The 21490-nt window shown below is 70.9% G+C and carries 19 protein-coding genes; 9 read left to right on the top strand and 10 right to left on the bottom strand.

Annotation, left to right across the window (positions count from 1 at the left end):
* Positions 1-9 precede the first annotated feature (9 nt).
* Complete coding sequence (locus ACWIHT_RS19050) at positions 10-651, bottom strand: response regulator (protein WP_456169259.1); 642 nt, start codon at positions 649-651, stop codon at positions 10-12.
* Entirely contained in the window at positions 644-1789 is a 1146-nt protein-coding gene (locus tag ACWIHT_RS19045) for a GAF domain-containing sensor histidine kinase (protein ID WP_456169258.1), read from the bottom strand. The genes ACWIHT_RS19050 and ACWIHT_RS19045 overlap by 8 nt, the downstream gene beginning before the upstream one ends.
* 183 nt (positions 1790-1972) lie before the next feature.
* Between ACWIHT_RS19045 and ACWIHT_RS19040 the strand changes: the two genes are divergently transcribed.
* The 3 genes from ACWIHT_RS19040 (at position 1973) to ACWIHT_RS19030 (ending at position 5020) form a co-directional block, all read left to right on the top strand.
* Positions 1973-2668, top strand: coding sequence for an SDR family NAD(P)-dependent oxidoreductase (locus ACWIHT_RS19040; RefSeq protein ID WP_456169257.1), 696 nt, complete (start codon positions 1973-1975; stop codon positions 2666-2668).
* Positions 2665-3960, top strand: a complete 1296-nt coding sequence (locus ACWIHT_RS19035) for an S-adenosylmethionine:tRNA ribosyltransferase-isomerase (RefSeq protein ID WP_456169256.1) — start codon at positions 2665-2667, stop codon at positions 3958-3960. The genes ACWIHT_RS19040 and ACWIHT_RS19035 overlap by 4 nt, the downstream gene beginning before the upstream one ends.
* A 298-nt stretch (positions 3961-4258) precedes the next feature.
* Positions 4259-5020, top strand: a complete 762-nt coding sequence (locus ACWIHT_RS19030) for a transglycosylase SLT domain-containing protein (RefSeq protein WP_456169255.1) — start codon at positions 4259-4261, stop codon at positions 5018-5020.
* Positions 5021-5122: 102 nt separating this feature from the next.
* Here ACWIHT_RS19030 and ACWIHT_RS19025 read toward each other — a convergent pair whose 3' ends face one another.
* Positions 5123-7627 carry an FHA domain-containing protein gene (locus ACWIHT_RS19025; protein WP_456169254.1) on the bottom strand — a complete coding sequence of 835 codons (2505 nt, stop codon included), beginning with the start codon at positions 7625-7627 and terminating at the stop codon, positions 5123-5125.
* 245 nt (positions 7628-7872) lie between these two features.
* Here ACWIHT_RS19025 and ACWIHT_RS19020 point away from each other — a divergent pair, with 245 nt between their 5' ends.
* Both ACWIHT_RS19020 and serB read left to right on the top strand, forming a co-directional pair.
* Positions 7873-10005 (top strand): streptophobe family protein, encoded by a 2133-nt coding sequence (locus ACWIHT_RS19020; protein ID WP_456169253.1) that lies wholly within the window; start codon positions 7873-7875, stop codon positions 10003-10005.
* Between the two features lie 395 nt (positions 10006-10400).
* Positions 10401-11609 carry a phosphoserine phosphatase SerB gene (serB, locus tag ACWIHT_RS19015; protein WP_456169252.1) on the top strand — a complete coding sequence of 403 codons (1209 nt, stop codon included), beginning with the start codon at positions 10401-10403 and terminating at the stop codon, positions 11607-11609.
* Positions 11610-11719: 110 nt separating this feature from the next.
* Here the strand turns inward: serB and ACWIHT_RS19010 are convergent, their stop codons facing one another.
* The 4 genes from ACWIHT_RS19010 to ACWIHT_RS18995 form a co-directional block, all read right to left on the bottom strand.
* Complete coding sequence (locus ACWIHT_RS19010; RefSeq protein WP_456169251.1) at positions 11720-12238, bottom strand: SixA phosphatase family protein; 519 nt, start codon at positions 12236-12238, stop codon at positions 11720-11722.
* A 65-nt stretch (positions 12239-12303) separates the two neighbouring features.
* A complete protein-coding gene (locus ACWIHT_RS19005; RefSeq protein WP_456169250.1) occupies positions 12304-12510 on the bottom strand; it encodes a hypothetical protein in 207 nt (68 codons plus the stop codon).
* Positions 12511-12680: 170 nt separating this feature from the next.
* On the bottom strand, positions 12681-12797 hold the full coding sequence (locus tag ACWIHT_RS19000) for an SGM_5486 family transporter-associated protein (protein WP_019060691.1): 117 nt from the start codon (positions 12795-12797) through the stop codon (positions 12681-12683).
* A gap of 48 nt (positions 12798-12845) precedes the next feature.
* Positions 12846-14162, bottom strand: a complete 1317-nt coding sequence (locus ACWIHT_RS18995; RefSeq protein WP_456169249.1) for a CynX/NimT family MFS transporter — start codon at positions 14160-14162, stop codon at positions 12846-12848.
* Between the two features lie 82 nt (positions 14163-14244).
* Between ACWIHT_RS18995 and ACWIHT_RS18990 the strand changes: the two genes are divergently transcribed.
* Positions 14245-14964 carry a FadR/GntR family transcriptional regulator gene (locus ACWIHT_RS18990; RefSeq protein ID WP_456169248.1) on the top strand — a complete coding sequence of 240 codons (720 nt, stop codon included), beginning with the start codon at positions 14245-14247 and terminating at the stop codon, positions 14962-14964.
* Here ACWIHT_RS18990 and ACWIHT_RS18985 read toward each other — a convergent pair.
* From ACWIHT_RS18985 to fabG, 3 genes are all read right to left on the bottom strand, one after another.
* Entirely contained in the window at positions 14939-15295 is a 357-nt protein-coding gene (locus ACWIHT_RS18985) for a hypothetical protein (RefSeq protein WP_456169247.1), read from the bottom strand. The genes ACWIHT_RS18990 and ACWIHT_RS18985 overlap by 26 nt on opposite strands.
* A gap of 175 nt (positions 15296-15470) precedes the next feature.
* Positions 15471-16238, bottom strand: a complete 768-nt coding sequence (gene fabI / locus ACWIHT_RS18980) for an enoyl-ACP reductase FabI (protein WP_456169246.1) — start codon at positions 16236-16238, stop codon at positions 15471-15473.
* Positions 16239-16243: 5 nt separating this feature from the next.
* Positions 16244-16948, bottom strand: coding sequence for a 3-oxoacyl-[acyl-carrier-protein] reductase (fabG, locus tag ACWIHT_RS18975; RefSeq protein WP_456169245.1), 705 nt, complete (start codon positions 16946-16948; stop codon positions 16244-16246).
* A gap of 241 nt (positions 16949-17189) precedes the next feature.
* On the opposite strand from fabG, the gene ACWIHT_RS18970 reads away from it, so the two are divergent.
* The 3 genes from ACWIHT_RS18970 to tyrS all read left to right on the top strand — a co-directional run bounded on the left by ACWIHT_RS18970 (position 17190) and on the right by tyrS (position 21441).
* Positions 17190-18713, top strand: coding sequence for a TldD/PmbA family protein (locus tag ACWIHT_RS18970; RefSeq protein WP_456169244.1), 1524 nt, complete (start codon positions 17190-17192; stop codon positions 18711-18713).
* Complete coding sequence (locus ACWIHT_RS18965; protein WP_456169243.1) at positions 18710-20104, top strand: metallopeptidase TldD-related protein; 1395 nt, start codon at positions 18710-18712, stop codon at positions 20102-20104. Before ACWIHT_RS18970 ends, ACWIHT_RS18965 begins: the two co-directional genes overlap by 4 nt.
* 68 nt (positions 20105-20172) lie before the next feature.
* On the top strand, positions 20173-21441 hold the full coding sequence (gene tyrS, locus ACWIHT_RS18960) for a tyrosine--tRNA ligase (RefSeq protein ID WP_456169242.1): 1269 nt from the start codon (positions 20173-20175) through the stop codon (positions 21439-21441).
* Positions 21442-21490: the final 49 nt, after the last annotated feature.

The raw sequence follows: 21490 nt of genomic DNA, 5'->3' as shown, positions 1-21490 counted from the left end.
CGCCGATCCCTATCGCGTCAGGCCGTGACGTACCGCGAACAGTGCGGCCTGCGTGCGGTCCGCCAGGTCGAGTTTCATCAGGATGTTCGAGACATGGGTCTTGACCGTCTTCTCGGAGAGCACCAGGGCGCGGGCTATCTCGCGGTTGGAGCGGCCGTCCGCGATCAGGCCGAGCACCTCGCGCTCCCGCTCCGTGAGCGAACCGCCTCTCCCCTGGCCCGAGTTGGACTCCTCCTGGGACAACAGGACGCCGGCGACCTCGGGTTGGAGCAGGATGTGGCCGGCGTGGACGGAGCGGATGGCGCCGGCCAGGGCGTCCGGGTCCACGTCCTTGTAGACGTAACCGGCGGCGCCCGCGCGCAGGGCGGGTATCACCGTGCGCTGCTCGGTGAAGCTGGTGACGATCAACACACGCGCGGGGTGGTCGAGTTCGCGGAGTCTGCGCAGCGCGTCGATGCCGTCCATGCCCGGCATCTTGATGTCCATGAGGACGACGTCGGGCTTCAACTCCTCGGTGCGGGCGACCCCTTCGGCGCCGTCGGCCGCCTCTCCGACGACCTCGATGTCGTCCTGCACCTCCAGGAAGGTGCGCAGGCCCCGGCGGACGACCTGGTGGTCGTCGACGATCAGTACCTTGATTGCGTCAGCCACCGGGGACCTCCATCTCGATCGTGGTGCCCTTTCCGGGCGCCGATTCCACGGTGAGCGTGCCGCCGACGCCGTTGGTCCGGTCCCGCATGGAGACCAGGCCGAGATGGCGTCCCGCGCGGCGGATCGACTGGGGTTCGAAGCCTCGGCCGTCGTCGGTGATCCGTAGGACCGCGCCGCAGCCGCTGCGCTCCAGGGTCACGGCGACGTGCTCCGCGCCGGAGTGCCGTAGCGCGTTGTGCAGGGCCTCCTGGGCGACGCGGAGCATGGCCTCCTCCTGGGCCGCGGGCAGGGCACGGAAGCCGCGGCCGGTGAAGGTCACGCGCGCGGTGTGGGCGCGGTCGAGGACCTGGATCTGGGTGCGCAGGGTGGCGCTCAGTCCGTCCTCGTCCAGGGCGGCGGGGCGCAACTCGACCACTGCGGCGCGCAGTTCGTCGGCTGCCTCGGCGGCGAGCGCGGCGACCTGCTGGAGTTCGCCCTTGGCGCGGGAGGGGTCGCGGTCGACGAGGGTGGCGGCGGCCTGTGCGGTGAGGCGGAGGGAGAACAGCTTCTGGGCCACCGCGTCGTGCAGCTCGTGGGCGAGCCGGGAGCGCTCCTCGGCGATGGTCAGCTCGCGGCTGCGCTCGTAGAGGCGGGCGTTGGTGAGGGCGATGGCCGCGTGCTGGGCGAGGATCGAGAGGAGTTCCTCGTCCTCCTCGGTGAAGCCGCAACCGCCGTCCGGCTTCGGGCAGTTCTTGTTGGCGAGGAACAGGGCGCCGATGACCTCGTCGTCGTCGCGGATGGGCAGGCCCAGGAAGTCGGACATGTCGGGGTGGGCCGAGGGCCAGCCCTCGAAGCGCGGGTCCTTGCGCACGTCCGCGAGGCGTTCGGCCTTGGCCTCGTGCAGCATCGCGGCGAGGATGCCGTGCTGGCGCGGGAGCGGGCCGATGGCCTTCCACTGGGCGTCGCTGACGCCGTCGACCACGAACTGGGCGAAGCCGCCGTGGTCGTCGGGGACGCCCAGGGCGGCGTACTGGGCGTCGAGCAGCTCGCGGGCCGAGGCGACGATCGTCTTGAGGACGTCGCGCACCTCCAGGTGCCTGCTCATGGCCAGCAGCGCTGAGCTCACCGCCGCGAGGCCGGACCGTGGACCTTGACTCATGTCCTCACGGTACCGGCGGGGTGTGACAACGCGGATCGGGCTGATGGCCGCAGCGTCTGGTCCGGAAGGCCTAGGGCGAAGGACCCCGGTGGACTGCGGCCGACGTCCGACGCGGCGGGGGCGGTCCCGTTCCTACGTTGGGGGCACGCCGACGGAGGCGTAGTGGACGAGGGGACGTGTGTCATGTCGGTAGCGATCATCACGGGGGCGTCGAAGGGGCTGGGGCGGGCGCTCGCCGAGGCGCTGGCCGCGCGGGGCTGGGACCTGGTGCTGGACGCCAGGACCGAGGGGGTGTTGAGGGGGACCGCGGGGGCTGTCGGCGCGTACGGCACGCGTGTGGCGGCCGTCCCGGGGGATGTCACGGACGCGGTGCACAGGGCCGAGCTGGTGGCCGCGGCGGAGAAGCTGGGCGGCCTCGACCTGGTCGTGAGCAACGCGAGCGCACTGGGTGCCGAGCCACTCGTACGGCTCGACGAGCTGCCCCTGGACGGGTTGCGGCGGGCGCTGGAGGTGAACGTGGTGGCCGCGCTGGGGCTGGTCCAGGAGGCGCTGCCGTTGCTGCGGGCCTCGCGGGCCGGTGCGGTGATCGCGGTCAGTTCGGACGCGGCGGCCGAGGCGTACGAGACGTGGGGCGGCTACGGGGCGTCCAAGGCGGCCCTCGACCAGCTCGCGGCGGTGCTCGGCGCGGAGGAACCCGGGCTGCGGGTGTGGGCGGTGGACCCCGGGGACATGGGCACGGACCTGTACGCGGCGGCCGTACCGGACGACGACGATCCGCGGCCGGAACCGGTCGCCGTGGTCCCGGCCTTCCTGCGACTGCTGGACGAACGTCCGGCGAGCGGGCGCTACGGCGCCCCGGCCCTGCTGGAGGAGCGATGACGGTGGCCGTGCGGGTGCCCGAGGAGCTGTCCGCGCGCGTGCCGGTCGAGCAGCGCGGGCCGGGGCTCGACCGGGATGCCGTACGACTGCTCGTGTCGCGGGGTACCGAGGTGTCGCATCACGGGTTCGGGGAGTTGCCGCGGTTGCTGCGGGCCGGGGATCTGCTGGTCGTGAACACGTCGCCGACGCTGGCCGCCGCGGTGGACGGGTGGATCGGGCACGCGCGCGTGGTGGTGCATTTCTCGACCCGGGGCGATGACGGGCGGTGGGCGGTCGAGCTGCGGGAGCCGGACGGGAAGGGCACCTCACGCGCGCGTGCGGGCGGCCCGGCGGGGACGGAGGTGCGGCTGCCCGGGGGCGCGCGGCTGACCCTGGAGGACCCGCTGAGCGCGCGGGGTGAGCGGTTGTGGTGGGCGCGGGTGTCCGGGGTGGAACGGGTAGGGGTGGGCAGGCCCGGGATCGGGCTGCCGGCGGCCGGAGGGGCGGGCCCGGGAACGCCCGAGGCCTCGGCACCGGGGCCGGGGGTCACGCGGCCGGGAGCACCGAGGCCCGTGCCCGGGACGGGAGCCCTGGAGCCGGACGTGTCGCGTCCAAAGGTGTCGGAACCGGAGACATCGGACGCGGCGGAGGTCTCGGGAGCGGGTGTGCTCGCGCTGCTGCGTGAGTACGGGCGGCCCATTCGCTACTCCTATACGGAGCGGGATCAGCCGTTGTCCGTCTATCAGACGGTGTTCTCCTTGCCGTCGGAGGACGGGACGGGCAGTGCGGAGATGCCGAGTGCCGCGCGGCCCTTCACCGCGCGGATGGTGGCGGAGCTGGTGAGTCGGGGGGTGCAGTTCGCGCCGATCACTCTGCACACGGGGGTGGCGTCGGCCGAGGTGCACGAGCCGCCGTATCCGGAGCGGTTCGCGGTGTCGGAGGCGTCGGCCCGGTTGATCAACGCGGTCGGGGCCGGGGACGGGCGGGTGATCGCCGTGGGGACCACCGCGGTGCGGGCGGTGGAGTCCGCGGCCGGGGACGACGGGGTCGTACGCGCGCGTGCCGGGTGGACGGATCTCGTCGTCACGCCGGAGCGGGGGGTGCGGGTGGTGGACGGGCTGCTGACGGGGCTGCACGAGCCGGAGGCCTCGCATCTGCTGATGCTGGAGGCGGTCGCCGGGCGGGCCGCCGTCGACCGCGGTTATGAGGAGGCGCTGCGCGGGCTCTACCTGTGGCACGAGTTCGGGGACGTGCACCTCATCCTCCCGGAGGAGGATCCTCACGCAGCGCGTTGCGCAAGCAACTGCAAGTGAGGTTGCCGTGCCGCCGGTGTGAGCCCGCACATAGGGCGCAGATCACGTACTAGGGCACATAGGAGATAAACCCGACCCGCTTGAGCGGGACAGACGGTCCTGTCTGTCCCGTTTTGCCCTTCCCTGCTCCACTACCGGGGATCGTACGTCACACCTTTGCCACAGGTTTTTGCGACCGCTAAGAATTGCAGCCGTCGCTCAGCGCCGCGGATCCCGTCCGCGGCGTTTGTGCCGGAAGCACCCGCGTCCCCGCCGGACGGTGAGCGACCTCCGCGCCATTCGAAGAGGTCCATCCGCCATGCCCGAGAACACGAACACTCCCGGTCGTAGTCGCCTGACCAAGCTCAACAAGCTGACGAAGCAGCACAGGATCGCGCTCGCCGGTGTCGCCACGCTCGGCGCCGCCGCCCTCGCCTTCTCCGCGGTGCCCAGCGACGCGGGGACGACCACCACGGACGCCGCGTCCACGGCGAAGGTGGCGTACAGCACGGAGCCCATCAAGGGCGTCAGGGCCAGCGTCACCGACCAGCTCGCCGGTGCCAGCCTCAAGACCGAGGCGATCCAGGCGAAGGCCGACGCCAAGGCGAAGGCGGCGAAGGCCAAGGCGGACGCCGCCGCGAAGAAGAAGGCCGCCGAAGCCGCCGCCGCGAAGAAGGCGGAGGCCGCCCGCAAGGCGAAGAAGGCCGCGAGCCGCTCCAGCCAGCGCGTCAAGCTCCAGCCCGTCGCCGCGACGACCTACGCCAACAACCTCAACGGCTGGATCAACCACGCCCTGGCGATCATGAAGCAGAAGGGCATACCGGGCTCGTACTACGGCCTGTACAAGAACATCATGCGGGAGTCCTCGGGCAACCCGAGCGCCGTCAACGGCTGGGACGTCAACGCGGTCAACGGCACCCCGTCGATCGGTCTGCTCCAGGTCATCCAGCCGACGTTCAACGCGTACCACGTCTCCGGTACCTCGATGAGCATCTACGACCCGGTCGCCAACATTACCGCCGCGGCGAACTACGCGGCCGACCGGTACGGCTCGATCGACAACGTCAACAGCGCGTACTGAGACGCGTATCGAGGCCTCCGGCGGACCTCTGGGTCTCGGTATCGACGGCGAAGGGCGGCACCCGTGTGAGGGGTGCCGCCCTTCGGTGTCGTACGGGAACTGCTACTTGCGCATGACCTCGGGCTCGTGGCGGCGCAGGAAGCGGGCCACGAAGATGCCGCAGATGATGCCGAGGGCGATCAGGGCGGCCATGTCCATGCCCCAGGCGCCGACGGTGTGCTCCCACAGCGGGTCGTTGCTGTCGCCGGGCTTGGGCGGGCTGATCTTGTTGAAGTCCAGCGTGGCGCCCGCGGCACCGACCGCCCAGCGCGAGGGCATCAGGTACGAGAACTGGTTGACGCCGATCGCGCCGTTCAGCGTGAACAGGCAGCCGGTGAACACGACTTGGATGATCGCGAACATCACCAGCAGCGGCATGGTCTTCTCGGCCGTCTTCACCAGCGAGGAGATGATCAGGCCGAACATCATCGCGGTGAAGCCGAGGCCCATGATCGGGATGCAGAGTTCGAACATGGTCTGGCTGCCGAGGACCAGGCCCTGCTTCGGGATCTCCCGGCTGGAGAAGCCGATGACACCGACCATCAGCCCTTGCAGCGCGGTGATCACGCCGAGCACGAACACCTTGGACATCAGGTACGCGGACCGGGACAGGCCCGTCGCGCGCTCCCGTTCGTAGATGACCCGTTCCTTGATCAGCTCACGGACCGAGTTGGCCGCGCCGGCGAAGCAGGCGCCGACCGCGAGGATCAGCAGGACCGTGGTCGCCGTGCCGTTCGGGATGATGGTGCCGTTCGCCCTGGCCGGGTTGGGCAGCAGGCTGTTGCCCGAGTCGATGAGCAGGCTCACCGCGCCCAGCACGCCCGGCAGGATCACCATCAGGGCCAGGAAGCCCTTGTCGGAGGCGATCACCGTGACGTAGCGGCGGACCAGCGTGACGAACTGCGACATCCAGCCCTGTGGCTTCGGCGGTTTCATCGCCTGCATGGGCGGCATCTGTACGGACTGCGGTGCGATCGCGTCGATGTCGGCGGCGTACATCTGGTAGTGCTGCGAGCCCTTCCAGCGGCCCGCCCAGTCGTAGTCGCGGTAGTTCTCGAAGGCGGAGAAGACATCGGCCCAGGTGTCGTAGCCGAAGAAGTTCAACGCCTCCTCGGGCGGCCCGAAGTAGGCGACGGCACCGCCCGGAGCCATCACCAACAGCTTGTCGCAGATCGCCAGTTCGGCCACGGAGTGGGTGACGACGAGGACCGTGCGGCCGTCGTCGGCGAGGCCGCGCAGCAGCTGCATGACATCGCGGTCCATGCCCGGGTCGAGGCCCGAGGTGGGCTCGTCCAGGAAGATCAGCGAGGGCTTGGTGAGGAGTTCCAGAGCCACCGAGACACGCTTGCGCTGCCCACCGGAGAGAGAAGTGATCTTCTTCTCCTTGTGGATGTCGAGCTTCAGCTCGCGCAGCACCTCGTCGATGCGGGCCTCGCGCTCGTCGCCGGTGGTGTCGGCGGGAAAGCGCAGCTTGGCCGCGTACTTGAGGGCCTTCTTGACGGTCAGTTCCTTGTGCAGGATGTCGTCCTGCGGGACCAGACCGATGCGCTGGCGCAGCTCGGCGAACTGCTTGTACAGGTTGCGGTTGTCGTAGAGGACGTCGCCCTGGTTGGCGGGCCGGTAGCCGGTGAGCGCCTTGAGGAGGGTCGACTTGCCGGAGCCCGACGGGCCGATGACCGCGATCAGCGACTTCTCCGGTACGCCGAAGGAGACGTCCTTGAGGATCTGCTTGCCGCCGTCGACCTCGACCGTCAAGTGCCGGGCGGAGAAGGAGACTTCACCGGTGTCGACGAACTCTTCGAGCCGGTCCCCGACCAGGCGGAACGTGGAGTGGCCGACGCCGACGATGTCGTTCGGGCCGAGCAGCGCCGAGCCGCCCTTGGTGATCGGCTGGCCGTTGACGTACGTGCCGTTGTGCGAGCCGAGGTCACGGATCTCGAAGCGGCCGTCGAGTGTCGCGTGGAACTCGGCGTGGTGGCGCGACACTTGGAGGTCGGAGACCACCAACTCGTTCTCCAGCGCACGGCCGATGCGCATCACACGGTCCAGCGAGAACTGGTGGAACGTGGTCGGGCTGCGGTCGCCGTAGACCGGCGGCGCCCCCGCGCCGACACCGGCTCCCGGCTGCTGCGGAATCTGCGCGGCGGCCGACGGCTGGAAACGCTGCTGCTCAGGCGTCTGCTGCGGCGGCGCCTGCTGGGCCCAGCCGGGGCCCACGCCCTGTGCCGCGTACGGCTGTTGCCGCGGCTGGGCCTGCGGGCTCGCCACCGCGGCGGCGGCGCCGGACAGGCTCAGGCTCGGGCCGTCGGTCGCGTTGCCCAGATACACGGACGAGCCGGGGCCGATCTCCATCTGATGGATGCGCTGGCCCTGCACGAACGTGCCATTGGTGCTGCCGTGGTCGTCGATGACCCAACTCCGGCCGCTCCAGCTGATCGTGGCGTGCCGCCAGGAGACCCTGGCGTCGTCGACCACGATGTCCCCCTGCGGATCACGTCCGAGGGTGTAGGTCCTGGACGCGTCTAGCGTCCAGGACCGTCCATTCAATTCCAGTACGAGTTCCGGCACTCCATGCCCCACTGAGTAGTCCCCCGAGTTACCCCCATCACAGGGAGTCTAGGGATGTCGAACATCGTCGGGAACTATTTCAGGCTGCACCCCCTGACCGAAAGTCGGGCCTTGTGAAGAGCACGCCGTTACACGTTCGGCGGTTCCGTTGACGGGGTTGAAACCGACCCGGAGAGTGGTAATCCACGCGAGGGGGACATGCGTGGTGTCCGCACCACGCCGTGCCGCGGATCGGGGGGTCTGCCATGAACTCAGCGACGAGTGTCAGGACGGCGCACTACGACACGAGGGTGCCCTGGGGTGACGTCCTGCTGTCCGCGATCGCCGCGGTGAGTTGGGCGTTGATCGGCATGGCGGGCACGGCCGCGCTCGGCCTGCACCTGCTGGGCGCCGACGCGACGGGCTCGCTCGGGCCCATGACCGCGGCGGTGGTGGCGCTCGGCGCGGGCGGTTCGGTCACCCCGACCGGCGACGTCTCCGCCTTCGGCCTCACTGGCGCCCAGGCGACCACGGCCGTCACGATCACCCCGCTGGGCGTGAGCCTGGCAGGAGCACTGCTTCTGTCGTACTTCTTCCTACGGTCCCTGCGGTCGGGGGCAGTTGTGATCGCGCCGGCCGAACTCCTCGCGCGCGCGGGCTCGGTGGTCGCGCTCTTCGTGGCGATGCTCGGCGGCCTGGCCTGGGCCGGGCACGACGTCATCACGATCGACGGCGGCAAGCTGGGCCTCGACAAGATCACGGGCGGCGGCGGTAGCGGCGGCGGGGTGAACATCCCCGGTATCGGCGACATCGGTGACATCGGCGGGCTGTTGCCCGGCAAGATCAGCGACCTGGTCAAGGCGAAGGCCGCGGTCGGCTTCACCGTCGACACGGCACCGACCCTGCTGGGCGGCCTGGCCTGGTCGGCCGGCATCCTGCTCATCGCCCTGCTGGCCTCCCGCCGTACGCCCCTCCCCCGTGGCTGGGAGGCCGTCCACCGTGTCGTACGACCGGCCGTGTCCGCGCTCGTCGCGGTGCTGCTGGTCGCGGTGGCGGCGGGGCTCGCGGCGGCGGCGTACGCGGCGATCGGCGACGACCACCCCAAGCGGATCGCGGGCGCCGCGCTGCTCGGCGCGCCCAACGGGGTCTGGCTCGGCATCCCGATCGGCCTCTTCGTCCCCTGGGACGGCAAGGCGACGGGTGAACTGGCGAAGCTGCTCCCCCATCCCCTCGACGACCTCCTGAGCGCGAAGTCCGACCAGCCGGTGACACTGGGACGACTGGCCGAACTGGACAACCGCGTATGGCTGTTGGGGGTCGCCGCGGCCCTGATGATGCTGCTGGCGGGGGTACTCACCGCGGCACGGACACCACTGGGCGCGAAGGGCCTCGGTGGTGGTCCGGGGGCGCTCGGTTTCGCCGGGCGGTGCACCTTACGACTCGGGGTCGTGACCGCGCTGACGCTGCCGCTGCTGGCCTGGCTGACGGATGTGTCGGTGGACGCCTCGCTGTCGGTGCTGGGATTCGACGCGTTCGGCGCCGGGATCGAGTTGCACGGGCATCTGGGCATGGCGCTGCTGCTGGGCGCGGTGTGGGGCGCGGGCGCGGGAGGCGTCGGCGGGCTGCTCGCGTACGCGACGGGAGCGGCGGGACGACGTGCCGCGCCGCTGGCACTGGGTGACTTGGGGGCGCCGGTTCCGGGGGTGGGGTCGGCGCCGGACGCCGGGGCGCCCGGATACGAAGGCCATCCGGAGCACGCGCGGCCCGCGGGGAGCACGGGACACACCGGCCGCACCGGCTCCACCGGCCCCTACGTGCCGAGCGCGCCGTACCGCGCGCCCAACCCCGCGACCAACCCGTATCTCCAACTGCCCGATGAGCTACGGCAACCCGAGGTCGGCGGGCCGCCGGGGGGTGCGGGGGCGGGAGGCGGGCGGCCCGGTGCCGGTGCTCAGCCTCCTGGCCCTGGGTGGTCGCCGGACTCGGGCCCACCCCAGGAAGGCGCGTGGCCGCCGGGTGCGCGGTCGTCGCACGGCGGCGGTCGGTCGCCCGCCGGAGACTCACGGCCGTCCGGTGCGCCGGGCGGCGCGGGGCGGTCCGGGGCCGTCCCGGCGAACGACGGCACTCGTCCCTACGGCGACCGTCCTTACGGCGACCCGCAGTCCTACGGCGAGCCTCCGTCCTACGGCGACCCGCAGTCGCCCGGCACCCCTGTGCCGCCCGTCGACCTGTACGGCGCTCCGACCATGGCCCAGCCCTACGAGCCGCCGTCCCGGCCACCCCGGCGTCGGCCCGGGGCGCCCTCGCGGGACTGGCCGGGCGACGACTCGGACGACGGACAGCAGCCGCCCCCGCCACCGCCACCGCCTCCTCCGGGGAGGCCCAAGGGGCGCCGATGATCCAGTGGGGACGTCGGTGATCCGCTGCGGTGTCACGCGAACCGTCGCGCCCCACCCTTCGCGCCCCACCCGTCCGGCCGTATCCCCCGCGCCCCGCGCCCGGCGCCGTACCGGTCGCCCGCTGCCCGGCGCCGTACCGGTCGCCCGCTGCCCGGCGCCGTACCGGTCGCCCTCTGCCCGACGCCCCGCCAGCCAGCTCCTGATCGGCAGCGCACCCCACCGCGACCGCCTCGGCGCGTCTCCTGACCGTCCTCGTACCGGCTCGTGACCGCCCACCGGCGCCTTCGTGATCGGCCCGTAAGATTCCCGCCACCGATCCGACACCCACTGTTCCGTGTCCGCTAGGCGGACCTCTGCGGCATAAGGCACTCCGTGCCGGATACGGTGGGTACACCATGAGCGCTTCGCAGACCTCTGACGTACCCACTCTCCTCGTCAAGATCTTCGGCAAGGACAGGCCGGGCATCACGGCCGGACTCTTCGACACCCTCGCCGCCTACTCCGTCGACGTGGTCGACATCGAGCAGGTCGTCACCCGTGGCCGGATGGTGCTGTGCGCACTCGTGACGCCGCCGCCCGCCGGGCTCGAAGGGGATCTGCGGGCCACCGTGCACAGCTGGGCCGAGTCGATGAAGATGCAGGCGGAGATCATCTCCGGCCTCGGCGACAACCGGCCGCGCGGGCTCGGGCGTTCGCTCGTGACCGTGCTCGGCCACCCCCTCACCGCGGAGTCCACCGCCGCGATCGCCGCCCGTATCACCAAGGCGGGCGGCAACATCGACCGTATCTTCCGGCTCGCCAAGTACCCCGTGACAGCGGTCGAGTTCGCGGTGTCCGGGGTGGAGACCGAGCCCCTGCGCACCGCCCTCGCCACCCACGCGGCGGCGCTCGGCGTCGATGTCGCCGTCGTGGCGGCGGGGCTGCACCGGCGGGCCCAGCGACTCGTCGTCATGGACGTCGACTCCACGCTCATCCAGGACGAGGTCATCGAGCTCTTCGCCGCGCACGCCGGCTGCGAGGACGAGGTCGCCGAGGTGACCGCCGCCGCGATGCGCGGGGAGTTGGACTTCGAGCAGTCCCTGCACGCGCGCGTGGCGCTGCTCGCGGGGCTGGACGAGTCGGTCGTCGACAAGGTGCGCAGCGAGGTGCGGCTGACGCCCGGCGCCCGCACCCTGATCCGTACGCTCAAGCGGCTCGGCTATCAAGTCGGCGTCGTGTCGGGCGGGTTCACCCAGGTCACCGACGACCTCAAGGACCGGCTCGGGCTCGACTTCGCCCAGGCGAACACGCTGGAGATCGTCGACGGGAAGCTGACCGGCAGGGTCACCGGCGAGATCGTCGACCGCGCGGGCAAGGCGCGGCTGCTGCGCCGGTTCGCCGCCGAGGCGGGCGTACCGCTCGCGCAGACCGTGGCGATCGGCGACGGCGCCAACGACCTGGACATGCTCAACGCGGCCGGTCTCGGCGTCGCCTTCAACGCGAAGCCGGTCGTACGGCAGGCCGCGCACACGGCGGTGAACGTGCCCTTCCTCGACACCGTCCTGTATCTGCTGGGCGTCACCCGCGAAGAGGTCGAGGCGGCGGACACCCACGACGAGGACTGACCTCGGACCCTTCAGGACCTTCATCAGGACCTTCAGGGGCCCGGCACCGCTCGGTGCCGGGCCCCTTGTCGTGCGGGTCCGCGGGACTGCGGATGTATGGGTCCGCGGGTCTACTCGGACGGCGCCCAGTAGTCGGTCAGGGTCGCCGCGCCCGGCTCCAGCGACTTCCAGGAGCCGTCGAAGGTGAGGACGGCGAAAGCGGCGGTCGAGAAGCCGCGGCGGGTCAGCCGCTCGCGGGCTTCGCCGGTGTCCGGTCCGGAGAGGATCTCGGTCAGGCCCTGGACGCCCGGGTTGTGGCCGATGAGGATCAGGTTCCGCGAGTCGTCGGGCGTCTCGTTCAGTACGGCGATCAGCTCGCCGGGCGAGGCCTCGTAGAGCCTCTCCTCGTAGACGGTTTTCGGCCGGTGCGCGAGTTCGTGGACGGCCAGCTTCCAGGTCTCCCGGGTGCGGGTCGCGGTGGAGCAGAGGGCCAGATCGAAGGGGATGCCGGTGTCGGCCAGTCTGCTTCCGGCGGTGGCCGCGTCCAGGCGGCCCCGCTCGGCGAGCGGCCGCTCGTGATCGGTCACCTCGGGCCAGTCGGCCTTCGCATGCCGGAAGAGGACAATCCTGCGGGGTTCTGCGACGCTCATGGGATCCAGCTTCGCATGAAACAGGCCACGGGGCGCAGGGAGTTGACGGGCGGCTTCGCCCGTGCTCAGCGGGCTATGAGCTGCTGCGCGCGCTCGAAGAGGTGGGTGATCATCGGGTCCGAGGCCGCCGCTTGCGCGTCCGTCGGGTTGAGCATCATCACGAGCAGCACGCCGAAGGCGAGCGCCGGCAGGGCGAGGGCCCACCACGGCAGCCTGATGTCGACGCCGCCCGTGGTCGCCGAGTGGGGCGGGGTGTGCGTTGGGGCCGACATGTGTGCCTCCGCTGGTCTCCGAGTGGTCCGCGATCCGCTTCTCGCGGTCACACTTCGAAGTTACGGAACGCGCGGCCCTCAACCCATCCGGAGATCCACCCACTTGACCCTGAGCCTCGCCCCCTAGGGGATGGTGGGGAGAACCCCACCATCGACTCGGGCGCGTGTGGTCACGGGGACGCGATCGTCGCGATGATGGCGATGACGATGAAGATGGCGAAGAACGAGCCGAAGACGATGAGCATCTTCCGCTGGCCGTTCTGGGGGTTCGGGTCGAGCACTGGCATACGGCAAGTCTCGCACCCCCCGTCCGTGCGACGTCCGCCGGGGCGGGTTCAGCGGGCCGCCTCGTCCTCCACCGTACGGTCGCGGCCCGCGAGGACGCCCACGGCCATCTGCGGGACCATCAGGCCGGCCATGAGGGCGATCGGCAGTCCCCAGCCGCCGCTGTGCTGGTAGAGCACGCCGACCAGGAGCGGCCCCGGGACGGAGATGAGATACCCGGCGCTCTGCGCGAAGGCGGACAGCTGGGCGACGCCCGCGCCGGTCCTGGCCCGCATGCCGACCATCGTCAGGGCCAGCGGGAAGGCGCAGTTGGCGATGCCGAGCAGCAGGGCCCAGGCCCAGGCTCCGCCGGCCGGCGCGAGGTACAGGCCCGCGTATCCGGCGAGACCGCAGACGCCGAGCACGACGACGACCGGCCCCTGGTGGGGCAGCCTGGTGGCCACGCGCGGGATGACGAAGGCCAGGGGCACGCCCACCGCCATGGTGACGGCCAGCAGCAGCCCGGCCGTGCTCGCGGAGACGCCCGCGTCCCGGAATATCTGTGCCATCCAGCCCATCGTGATGTAGGCGGCGGTGGCCTGGAGCCCGAAGAACACGGCGAGCGCCCAGGCGGTACGGCTGCGGGTGATCCGCAGTTCGGGCCGCGCCCGCTCGGTCTCCCCCGCGCGGGAGGGCGGATCCGCGGGCGCCTCCCGGTGCCGCGCGAGAGCGATCCACGGCAGTACGGCGGCCGCGGCCAGCCCCGCCCACACGGCGAGGCCGGAGCGCCAACTGCCGCCCAGGGCATCGGTCATGGGCACGGTGACCGCGGCCGCGGCGGCCGTACCTAGGGCGAGGGCCATCGAGTACAGGCCGGTCATGGAGCCGACCCGGTCGGGGAACCAACGCTTGACGATCACCGGCATCAGGACGTTGCTCACCGCGATGCCCATGAGCGCGAGCGCGCTGCCGGCCAGGAAGCCCGCCGTACCGCCGACGTACGGCCGTATCAGCAGGCCCGCGGTGATGGCGACCATTCCGGCGCAGACCACCGTGCCCGGGCCGAAGCGGCGGGCGAGGCGCGGGGCCATGACGCCGAAGGCGGCGAAGCACAACGGGGGTACGGACGTGAGCAGTCCGGCGACGCTGCCGCTCATGCCGAGGCCGTCGCGGACCTCTTCGAGGAGGGCGCCGAGGCTGGTGATCGCGGGACGGAGGTTCAGTGCGGCCAGCACGATGCCGACGACGACCAGACGCGTCGTCCACGCGCGCGTGGACGGTCCTCCGCTTGATGTTGCAGGGTCGCTTGATGTCGCGGGGTCGCTCGCGGCCGGGCCGCCGGTGTTCGTCGTCGTGGACTTCGGTGTCCGGGTTTCCTCGCTCGCCATGCCGCCCATCATAGAATCATGGGATGATTGGTTGTCCATCCCCGGGTGGCCCGTTCCCGCCCCGCACATGCGAAGGTGTGCCATGCCCCTGAGCCACCCCCGTCGTTCGGCGCTGTCCGAGCAGGTCATCGCCGCGCTGCGGAACGAGATCACCTCGGGCGAATGGCCGGTCGGCTCCCGGATCCCGACCGAGCCGGAGCTGGTCGAGCAGCTCGGGGTCGCCCGCAACACGGTCCGCGAGGCCGTCCGCGCGCTCGCGCACAACGGTCTGCTGGACATCCGCCAGGGCTCCGGCACCTACGTCGTGGCGACCAGCGAGCTGGCGGGCGTGATGCACCGCCGGTTCGCGGACGCCGACCCCCGGCACATCGCCGAACTGCGTTCCACCCTGGAGTCGGCGGCTGCGCAGCTGGCGGCCGAGCGGCGCACCGAGAAGGACCTCAAGCAGCTGGACGCCCTGCTCGTACGGCGCGAGGAGGCGTGGGCGTCGGGGGACGCGGAGGCCTTCGTGACGTCCGACGCGACCCTGCACCTGGCCGTGGTGGCCGCCTCGCACAACGACGTCATGACGGCGATGTACGCCGACCTCGGCGAGGTGCTGCGGGACTGGCTGCGCGCGGACGTCGGCGAGGAGCTGACTCCGGAGTCGTACATGGACCACACGCGGCTCGTGGACGCGATCCGCGCGGGTGACGCGCGGGCGGCCGCCGCGGAGGCCGCGGGCTATCCGTTCCTGTGCCGCCCTGGGCGGTTGGACCCGCCCGCTCCCGAGGGGCTCAGCTCGCCCGCTTCTGGTGGCTGACCCACACCGCGCGGACGTCCTCCCAGCAGCGGCCTGCCAGCCGTACGGTCTGCGCCGGACCCGCGTCGATGCCGGTGCCGTCGCTGTCGATGTCCCACCAGCGGTCGCACTCGATGTGCAGGGCGACGCGGTCGGTCAGGGGGTACGGGTTGTGGCAGTACGCGATCACGTGCGAGCCGTGGACCGCGGTGCGGCACGCGGCGCCGAACAGTTGGGGGGCGGCGGCCGGTTTCCGGGCCTCCACGCGTGCGTGGGGCATCGCCTCGTACGCCAGGGAGATGACGAGCGCGACGGCGGCGGTCACTGAGGCCAGGCTGCGGGACAGGCGCACAAGGGGAACCTCCTCGGTGGTGCTGGGGAGGGAATCGCGTGGTGAACGCGTAATCCAGAGTGCGCAGTTGTGGCCCGACCCCGCCCGGTCTACGGGGCCGAACGGGTGACGCCCCGCTGCCCGCGCGGTGCGGGAAACGGGGCGTCGACGCGGTGGGAGAAGTCGGGCCGGGAGATCAGGCGCCGATGGCGTGCAGACCGCCGTCCACGTGGATGATCTCGCCCGTGGTCTTCGGGAACCAGTCGCTCAGCAGGGCGACGATGCCCTTGCCGGCCGGCTCCGGGTCCTTGAGGTCCCACTCCAGGGGGGAGCGGTTGTCCCACACGGCGGCCAGCTCGCCGAAGCCCGGGATGGACTTGGCGGCCATCGAACCGAGCGGGCCCGCGGAGATGAGGTTGCAGCGGATGTTCTGCTTGCCCAGATCACGGGCGAGGTAGCGGCTGGTGGCCTCCAGGGCGGCCTTGGCCGGGCCCATCCAGTCGTACTGCGGCCAGGCGAAGGACGCGTCGAAGGTGAGGCCGACGACCGAGCCGCCGTTCTGCATCAGCGGCAGGCAGGCCACGGTCAGCGACTTCAGGGAGTACGCCGAGACGTGCATGGCCGTGGCGACCGACTCGAACGGCGTGTTGAGGAAGTTGCCGCCGAGCGCGTCCGGCGGCGCGAACCCGATGGAGTGCACGACGCCGTCCAGGCCGCCCAGTTCCTCGCCGACGACGTCGGCGAGACGCGCGAGGTGCTCGGCGTTCGTCACGTCGAGCTCGATGACCTTGGTGGGCTTCGGCAGCTTCTTGGCGATGCGCTCGGTCAGCGTGGGCCGCGGGAACGCGGTCAGGATGATCTCCGCGCCCTGCTCCTGGGCCTGCTTGGCGGCGTGGAAGGCGATGGAGGACTCCAGCAGCACACCGGAGATCAGGACGCGCTTGCCCTCAAGAATTCCGCTCATGGTGATCAGTGACCCATTCCCAGTCCGCCGTCAACAGGGATGACGGCTCCAGTGATGTACGAGGCGTCGTCCGAGGCGAGGAACCGCACCGTCGCGGCGATCTCCTCGGGCTGCGCGTAACGGCCGAGCGGCACCTGCTTCACGATGCCCTCGCGCTGCTCGTCGGTGAGCACCTTGGTCATGTCGGTGTCCACGAAGCCGGGCGCGACGACGTTGAAGGTGATGTTGCGCGACCCCAGCTCACGGGCGAGCGAGCGCGCGAAGCCGACCAGGGCCGCCTTGGAGGCGGCGTAGTTCGACTGGCCGGGACCGCCCATCAGGCCGACGACCGACGAGATCAGGACGACACGGCCCTTCTTGGCGCGCAGCATGCCGCGGTTGGCACGCTTGACGACGCGGAAGGTGCCGGTGAGGTTCGTGTCGATGACCGAGGTGAAGTCCTCCTCGGACATGCGCATCAGGAGCGTGTCCTTGGTGACGCCCGCGTTGGCGACCAGGACCTCGACGGGGCCGTGCGCGGCCTCGATCTCCTTGTAGGCCTGCTCCACCTGCTCGGTGTCGGTGATGTCGCACTTCACCGCGAGGAAGCCGGCCGGCGGCTCACCCGAGCGGTACGTGATCGCGACCTTGTCGCCGGCGTCGGCGAACGCATGGGCGATGGCGAGGCCGATGCCCCGGTTGCCTCCGGTGACGAGAACCGAGCGGCTCAACGGATCACCCTTTCGATAGCTGTCCTGCGCGCCTGCCCGGTGCACCCTGGTCGACAGACGGCCTTATCGAAAACCTATCGGTCGGCCCGCGCCACGGGACAATCGGGCACCGACAGTGGCTTGGGGGACTCGCTGTCGGGTCTCTACAGAAAGTGCCGACGCCGAGCGGAAACGTGTGGTCCCCGCACCTGTCCGCGCGACATGATCGGACTCCACAGGCCACGACAGCAGGGAGACCTCCGTGCCTCATTCCATCGACGAAGCCTTCACGGCGCTTCCGCTACGCGCCCTGGCCGACGCCGCGCTGGCACGCGCGCGTGCGCTCGGTTCCGAGCACGCGGACTTCCGGTTCGAACGGGTGCGCAGCGCGTCCTGGCGGCTGCGGGACGCCCGCCCGGCCGGTACGTCGGACACCACCGACCTCGGGTACGCGGTGCGGGTCGTGCACGGCGGCACCTGGGGCTTCGCGTCGGGCGTGGACCTGAGCCTCGACGCCGCCGCGAAGGTCGCCTCGCAGGCGGTGGCGATGGCGAAGCTCTCCGCCCAGGTGATCAAGGCGGCCGGGTCCGACGAGCGCGTCGAGCTGGCCGCCGAGCCCGTGCACGAGGAGCGGACGTGGATCTCGTCGTACGAGATCGATCCGTTCTCGGTGCCCGACGACGAGAAGGCGGGGCTGCTGGCGGACTGGAGCGCGCGGCTGCTCGCGGCGGACGGCGTCAACCATGTGGACGCGTCGCTGCTCACCGTGCACGAGAACAAGTTCTACGCCGACACCGCCGGGACGGTGACCACCCAGCAGCGGGTCAGGCTGCATCCGCAGCTGAACGCGGTGTCGGTCGACGAGTCGAGCGGTGAGTTCGATTCGATGCGTACCATCGCGCCGCCCGTGGGCCGTGGCTGGGAGTACCTGACGGGTACCGGCTGGGACTGGGACGAGGAGCTGGCGCGGATCCCCGAGCTGCTCGCCGAGAAGATGCGGGCGCCGAGCGTCGAGGCGGGCCTCTACGACCTCGTCGTCGACCCGTCCAACCTCTGGCTGACGATCCATGAGTCCATCGGCCACGCCACCGAACTGGACCGCGCGCTCGGCTACGAGGCCGCCTACGCCGGCACCTCCTTCGCCACCTTCGACAAGCTCGGCAAGCTCAAGTACGGCTCCGAGCGGATGAACGTCACCGGCGACCGCACCGCCGAACACGGCCTCGCGACCATCGGCTACGACGACGAGGGCGTCGAGGGCCAGTCCTGGGACCTCGTCAAGAACGGCACCCTGGTGGGCTACCAACTCGACCGCCGCATCGCGAAGTTGACCGGCTTCGACCGCTCGAACGGCTGCGCCTACGCCGACTCCCCCGGCCATGTGCCGGTGCAGCGCATGGCCAACGTGTCGTTGCAGCCGGACCCGGCGGGGCTGTCCACGGAGGATCTGATCGGCGGGGTCGACCGCGGGATCTACGTGGTGGGCGACCGGTCGTGGTCGATCGACATGCAGCGCTACAACTTCCAGTTCACCGGACAGCGGTTCTTCAAGATCGAGAACGGGCGGATCACCGGACAGCTGCGGAACGTCGCCTACCAGGCGACGACCACCGACTTCTGGGGGTCCATGGCGGCCGTCGGCGGTCCGGGGACCTACGTCCTGGGCGGCGCCTTCAACTGCGGCAAGGCCCAGCCGGGCCAGGTCGCGGCGGTCTCGCACGGCTGCCCCTCGGCCCTCTTCACGGGCGTCAACATCCTCAATACCACGCAGGAGGCCGGTCGATGAGTCCTCGTACGAACAAGCCGCACGAGATCGTCGAGCGCGCCCTCGAACTGTCCCGGGCCGACGGCTGTGTCGTCATCGCCGACGAGCAGTCGACCGCCAACCTCCGCTGGGCGGGCAACGCGCTGACCACGAACGGTGTCACGCGCGGGCGCACGCTCACCGTCATCGCGACCGTCGACGGCAAGGAGGGCACCGCCTCGGGGGTCGTGTCCCGGTCCGCCGTCACCCCGGAGGAGCTGGAGCCGCTCGTACGGGCCGCCGAGGCAGCCGCGCGCGGGGCCGCGCCCGCCGAGGACGCACAGCCGCTCGTCACGGGCGTGACGGCGTCGCCCGACTTCACGGACGGCCCCGCCGAGACCTCGTCCTCCGTGTTCACCGACTTCGCGCCGGCGCTCGGCGAATCGTTCGCACGCGCGCGTGCGGGCGGTCGCGAGCTGTACGGCTTCGCCAACCACGAGCTGGTCTCCAGCTACCTGGGTACGTCGACGGGCCTGCGCCTGCGCCACGACCAGCCCAACGGCACGCTGGAGCTGAACGCCAAGTCCCCGGACCGTACGCGCTCGGCGTGGGCCGGCCGCTCGACCCGGGACTTCAAGGACGTCGACCCGGCCGCGCTGGACGCCGAGTTGGCCGTACGGCTGGGCTGGGCGGAGCGGAAGATCCAGCTGCCCGCGGGCCGGTACGAGACACTGCTGCCGCCTACCGCGGTCGCGGACCTGTTGATCTACCAGATGTGGTCGGCGTCGGGGCGGGACGCGGTCGAGGGGCGCACGGTGTTCTCCAAGCCGGGCGGTGGCACCCGCGTCGGCGAGAAGCTCAGCGAGCTGCCGCTGACGTTGCGCAGCGACCCGAACGAACCGGGCCTGGAATCCGCCCCGTTCGTGCTCGCGCACACCTCCGGGGGCGACCAGTCGGTGTTCGACAACGGGCTGCCGCTGACGGCCACCGACTGGGTGCGCGAGGGCGAGCTGCGGCATCTGTTGACGAGTCGGCACAGCGCGGGGCTCACCGGGCTGCCGGTGGCGCCGTCGATCGACAACCTGATCCTGAGCGGGGGCGAGGACCGCTCCCTGGAGGAGATGGTCGCGAACACCGAGCGCGGGCTGCTGCTCACCTGCCTCTGGTACATCCGCGAGGTCGACCCGGCGACCCTGCTGCTCACCGGGCTCACCCGGGACGGCGTCTACCTCGTCGAGAACGGCGAGGTGGCGGGCGAGGTGAACAACTTCCGGTTCAACGAGTCGCCGGTGGATCTGCTGGGGCGGGCGACCGAGGCCGGGCGCACGGAAAAGACGCTGCCCAGGGAGTGGAGCGACTGGTTCACCAGGGCTGCGATGCCCGCGCTGCGGGTGCCGGACTTCAATATGAGCTCTGTCAGTCAGGGCGTATAACCTCGTACCTGATTCACGTCATACGTGCATCACGAGATCGAGAGACCACTCAAGGAGATACGAGAACCGTGACGGACATCGTCGACGAGCTGAAGTGGCGCGGGCTGTTCGCCCTGTCCACCGACGAAGATGCTTTGCGCAAGGCGCTCGCGGACGGTCCCGTCACGTTCTATTGCGGTTTCGACCCCACCGCGCCCTCCCTCCACCTGGGACACCTGGTGCAGGTGCTCACCGTGCGCCGGCTGCAACAGGCCGGCCACCGGCCGCTGGCGCTGGTCGGCGGCGCCACGGGTCAGATCGGCGACCCCCGCCCGACGGCGGAGCGCACGTTGAACGACCCGGAGACGGTCGCCGGCTGGGTCCAGAAGCTGCGCCACCAGATCGAGCCGTTCCTGTCCTTCGAGGGCGAGAACGCGGCGGTCATGGTCAACAACCTGGACTGGACGGCGAACCTCTCCGCGATCGAGTTCCTGCGGGACATCGGCAAGCACTTCCGCGTCAACAAGATGCTGACCAAGGACTCCGTCGCCCGACGTCTGGAGTCCGACCAGGGCATCAGCTACACGGAGTTCAGCTACCAGATCCTCCAGGGCATGGACTTCCTCCAGCTCTACCGGAGGTACGGCTGCACCCTCCAGCAGGGCGGCAGCGACCAGTGGGGCAATCTCACGGCGGGCCTGGACCTGATCCACCGCCTGGAGCCGGACGCCACGGTGCACGCGATCGCGACCCCGCTGATGACCAAGGCGGACGGCACGAAGTTCAGCAAGTCCGAGGGCACGGCCATCTGGCTCGACCCGGAGATGACCACGCCGTACGCGTTCTACCAGTTCTGGCTGAACACGGACGACCGGGACATCACCACGTACATGCGCATCCTGTCCTTCAAGTCCCGTGCGGAGCTTGAGGAGTTGGAGCAGCAGACCGAGGAACGCCCCCAGGCCCGTGCCGCGCAGCGCGCGCTGGCCGAGGAGCTGACGACGCTGGTGCACGGCGCCGAGCAGACGGCCGCCGTGACCGCCGCGTCCAGGGCCCTCTTCGGGCAGGGCGAGCTGGCGGAGCTGGACGAGAAGACGCTGGCCGCGTCCCTCTCCGAGGTCCCGCACATCCAGGTGGCCGAACTCGGCCCGGTCGTCGACCTGTTCGCCGAGGTCGGCCTGGTGGCGAGCAAGTCCGCCGCGCGGCGGACCGTGAAGGAGGGCGGGGCCTACGTGAACAACGCGAAGGTCACCGCGGAGGACGCCGTGCCGGGCACGGAGGATCTCCTTCATGGACGGTGGCTGGTGCTGCGGCGGGGGAAGAAGAATCTGGCGGCCGTGGAGGTCACCGGCGCGTGAGCACAGGGCGAAGGGGCGGTTTCCCGGTTCGGGAGGCCGCCCCTTCGTC

Source organism: Streptomyces sp. NPDC002276, assembly GCF_053891435.1.
The sequence above is the reverse complement of the archived record's forward strand: the minus strand, read 5'-3'. Positions and strand labels throughout refer to the sequence as shown.

Bases quoted from the DNA above. Each gene is read 5' to 3' on its own strand.
- ACWIHT_RS19045 (WP_456169258.1), bottom strand. From the start codon at position 1,789: ATGAGTCAAGGTCCACGGTCCGGCCTCGCGGCGGTGAGCTCAGCGCTG.
- ACWIHT_RS19040 (WP_456169257.1), top strand. From the start codon at position 1,973: ATGTCGGTAGCGATCATCACGGGGGCGTCGAAGGGGCTGGGGCGGGCG.
- ACWIHT_RS19035 (WP_456169256.1), top strand. From the start codon at position 2,665: ATGACGGTGGCCGTGCGGGTGCCCGAGGAGCTGTCCGCGCGCGTGCCG.
- ACWIHT_RS19030 (WP_456169255.1), top strand. From the start codon at position 4,259: ATGCCCGAGAACACGAACACTCCCGGTCGTAGTCGCCTGACCAAGCTC.
- ACWIHT_RS19020 (WP_456169253.1), top strand. From the start codon at position 7,873: ATGAACTCAGCGACGAGTGTCAGGACGGCGCACTACGACACGAGGGTG.
- serB (WP_456169252.1), top strand. From the start codon at position 10,401: ATGAGCGCTTCGCAGACCTCTGACGTACCCACTCTCCTCGTCAAGATC.
- ACWIHT_RS19010 (WP_456169251.1), bottom strand. From the start codon at position 12,238: ATGAGCGTCGCAGAACCCCGCAGGATTGTCCTCTTCCGGCATGCGAAG.
- ACWIHT_RS19005 (WP_456169250.1), bottom strand. From the start codon at position 12,510: ATGTCGGCCCCAACGCACACCCCGCCCCACTCGGCGACCACGGGCGGC.
- ACWIHT_RS19000 (WP_019060691.1), bottom strand. From the start codon at position 12,797: ATGCCAGTGCTCGACCCGAACCCCCAGAACGGCCAGCGGAAGATGCTC.
- ACWIHT_RS18995 (WP_456169249.1), bottom strand. From the start codon at position 14,162: ATGGCGAGCGAGGAAACCCGGACACCGAAGTCCACGACGACGAACACC.
- ACWIHT_RS18990 (WP_456169248.1), top strand. From the start codon at position 14,245: ATGCCCCTGAGCCACCCCCGTCGTTCGGCGCTGTCCGAGCAGGTCATC.
- fabI (WP_456169246.1), bottom strand. From the start codon at position 16,238: ATGAGCGGAATTCTTGAGGGCAAGCGCGTCCTGATCTCCGGTGTGCTG.
- ACWIHT_RS18965 (WP_456169243.1), top strand. From the start codon at position 18,710: ATGAGTCCTCGTACGAACAAGCCGCACGAGATCGTCGAGCGCGCCCTC.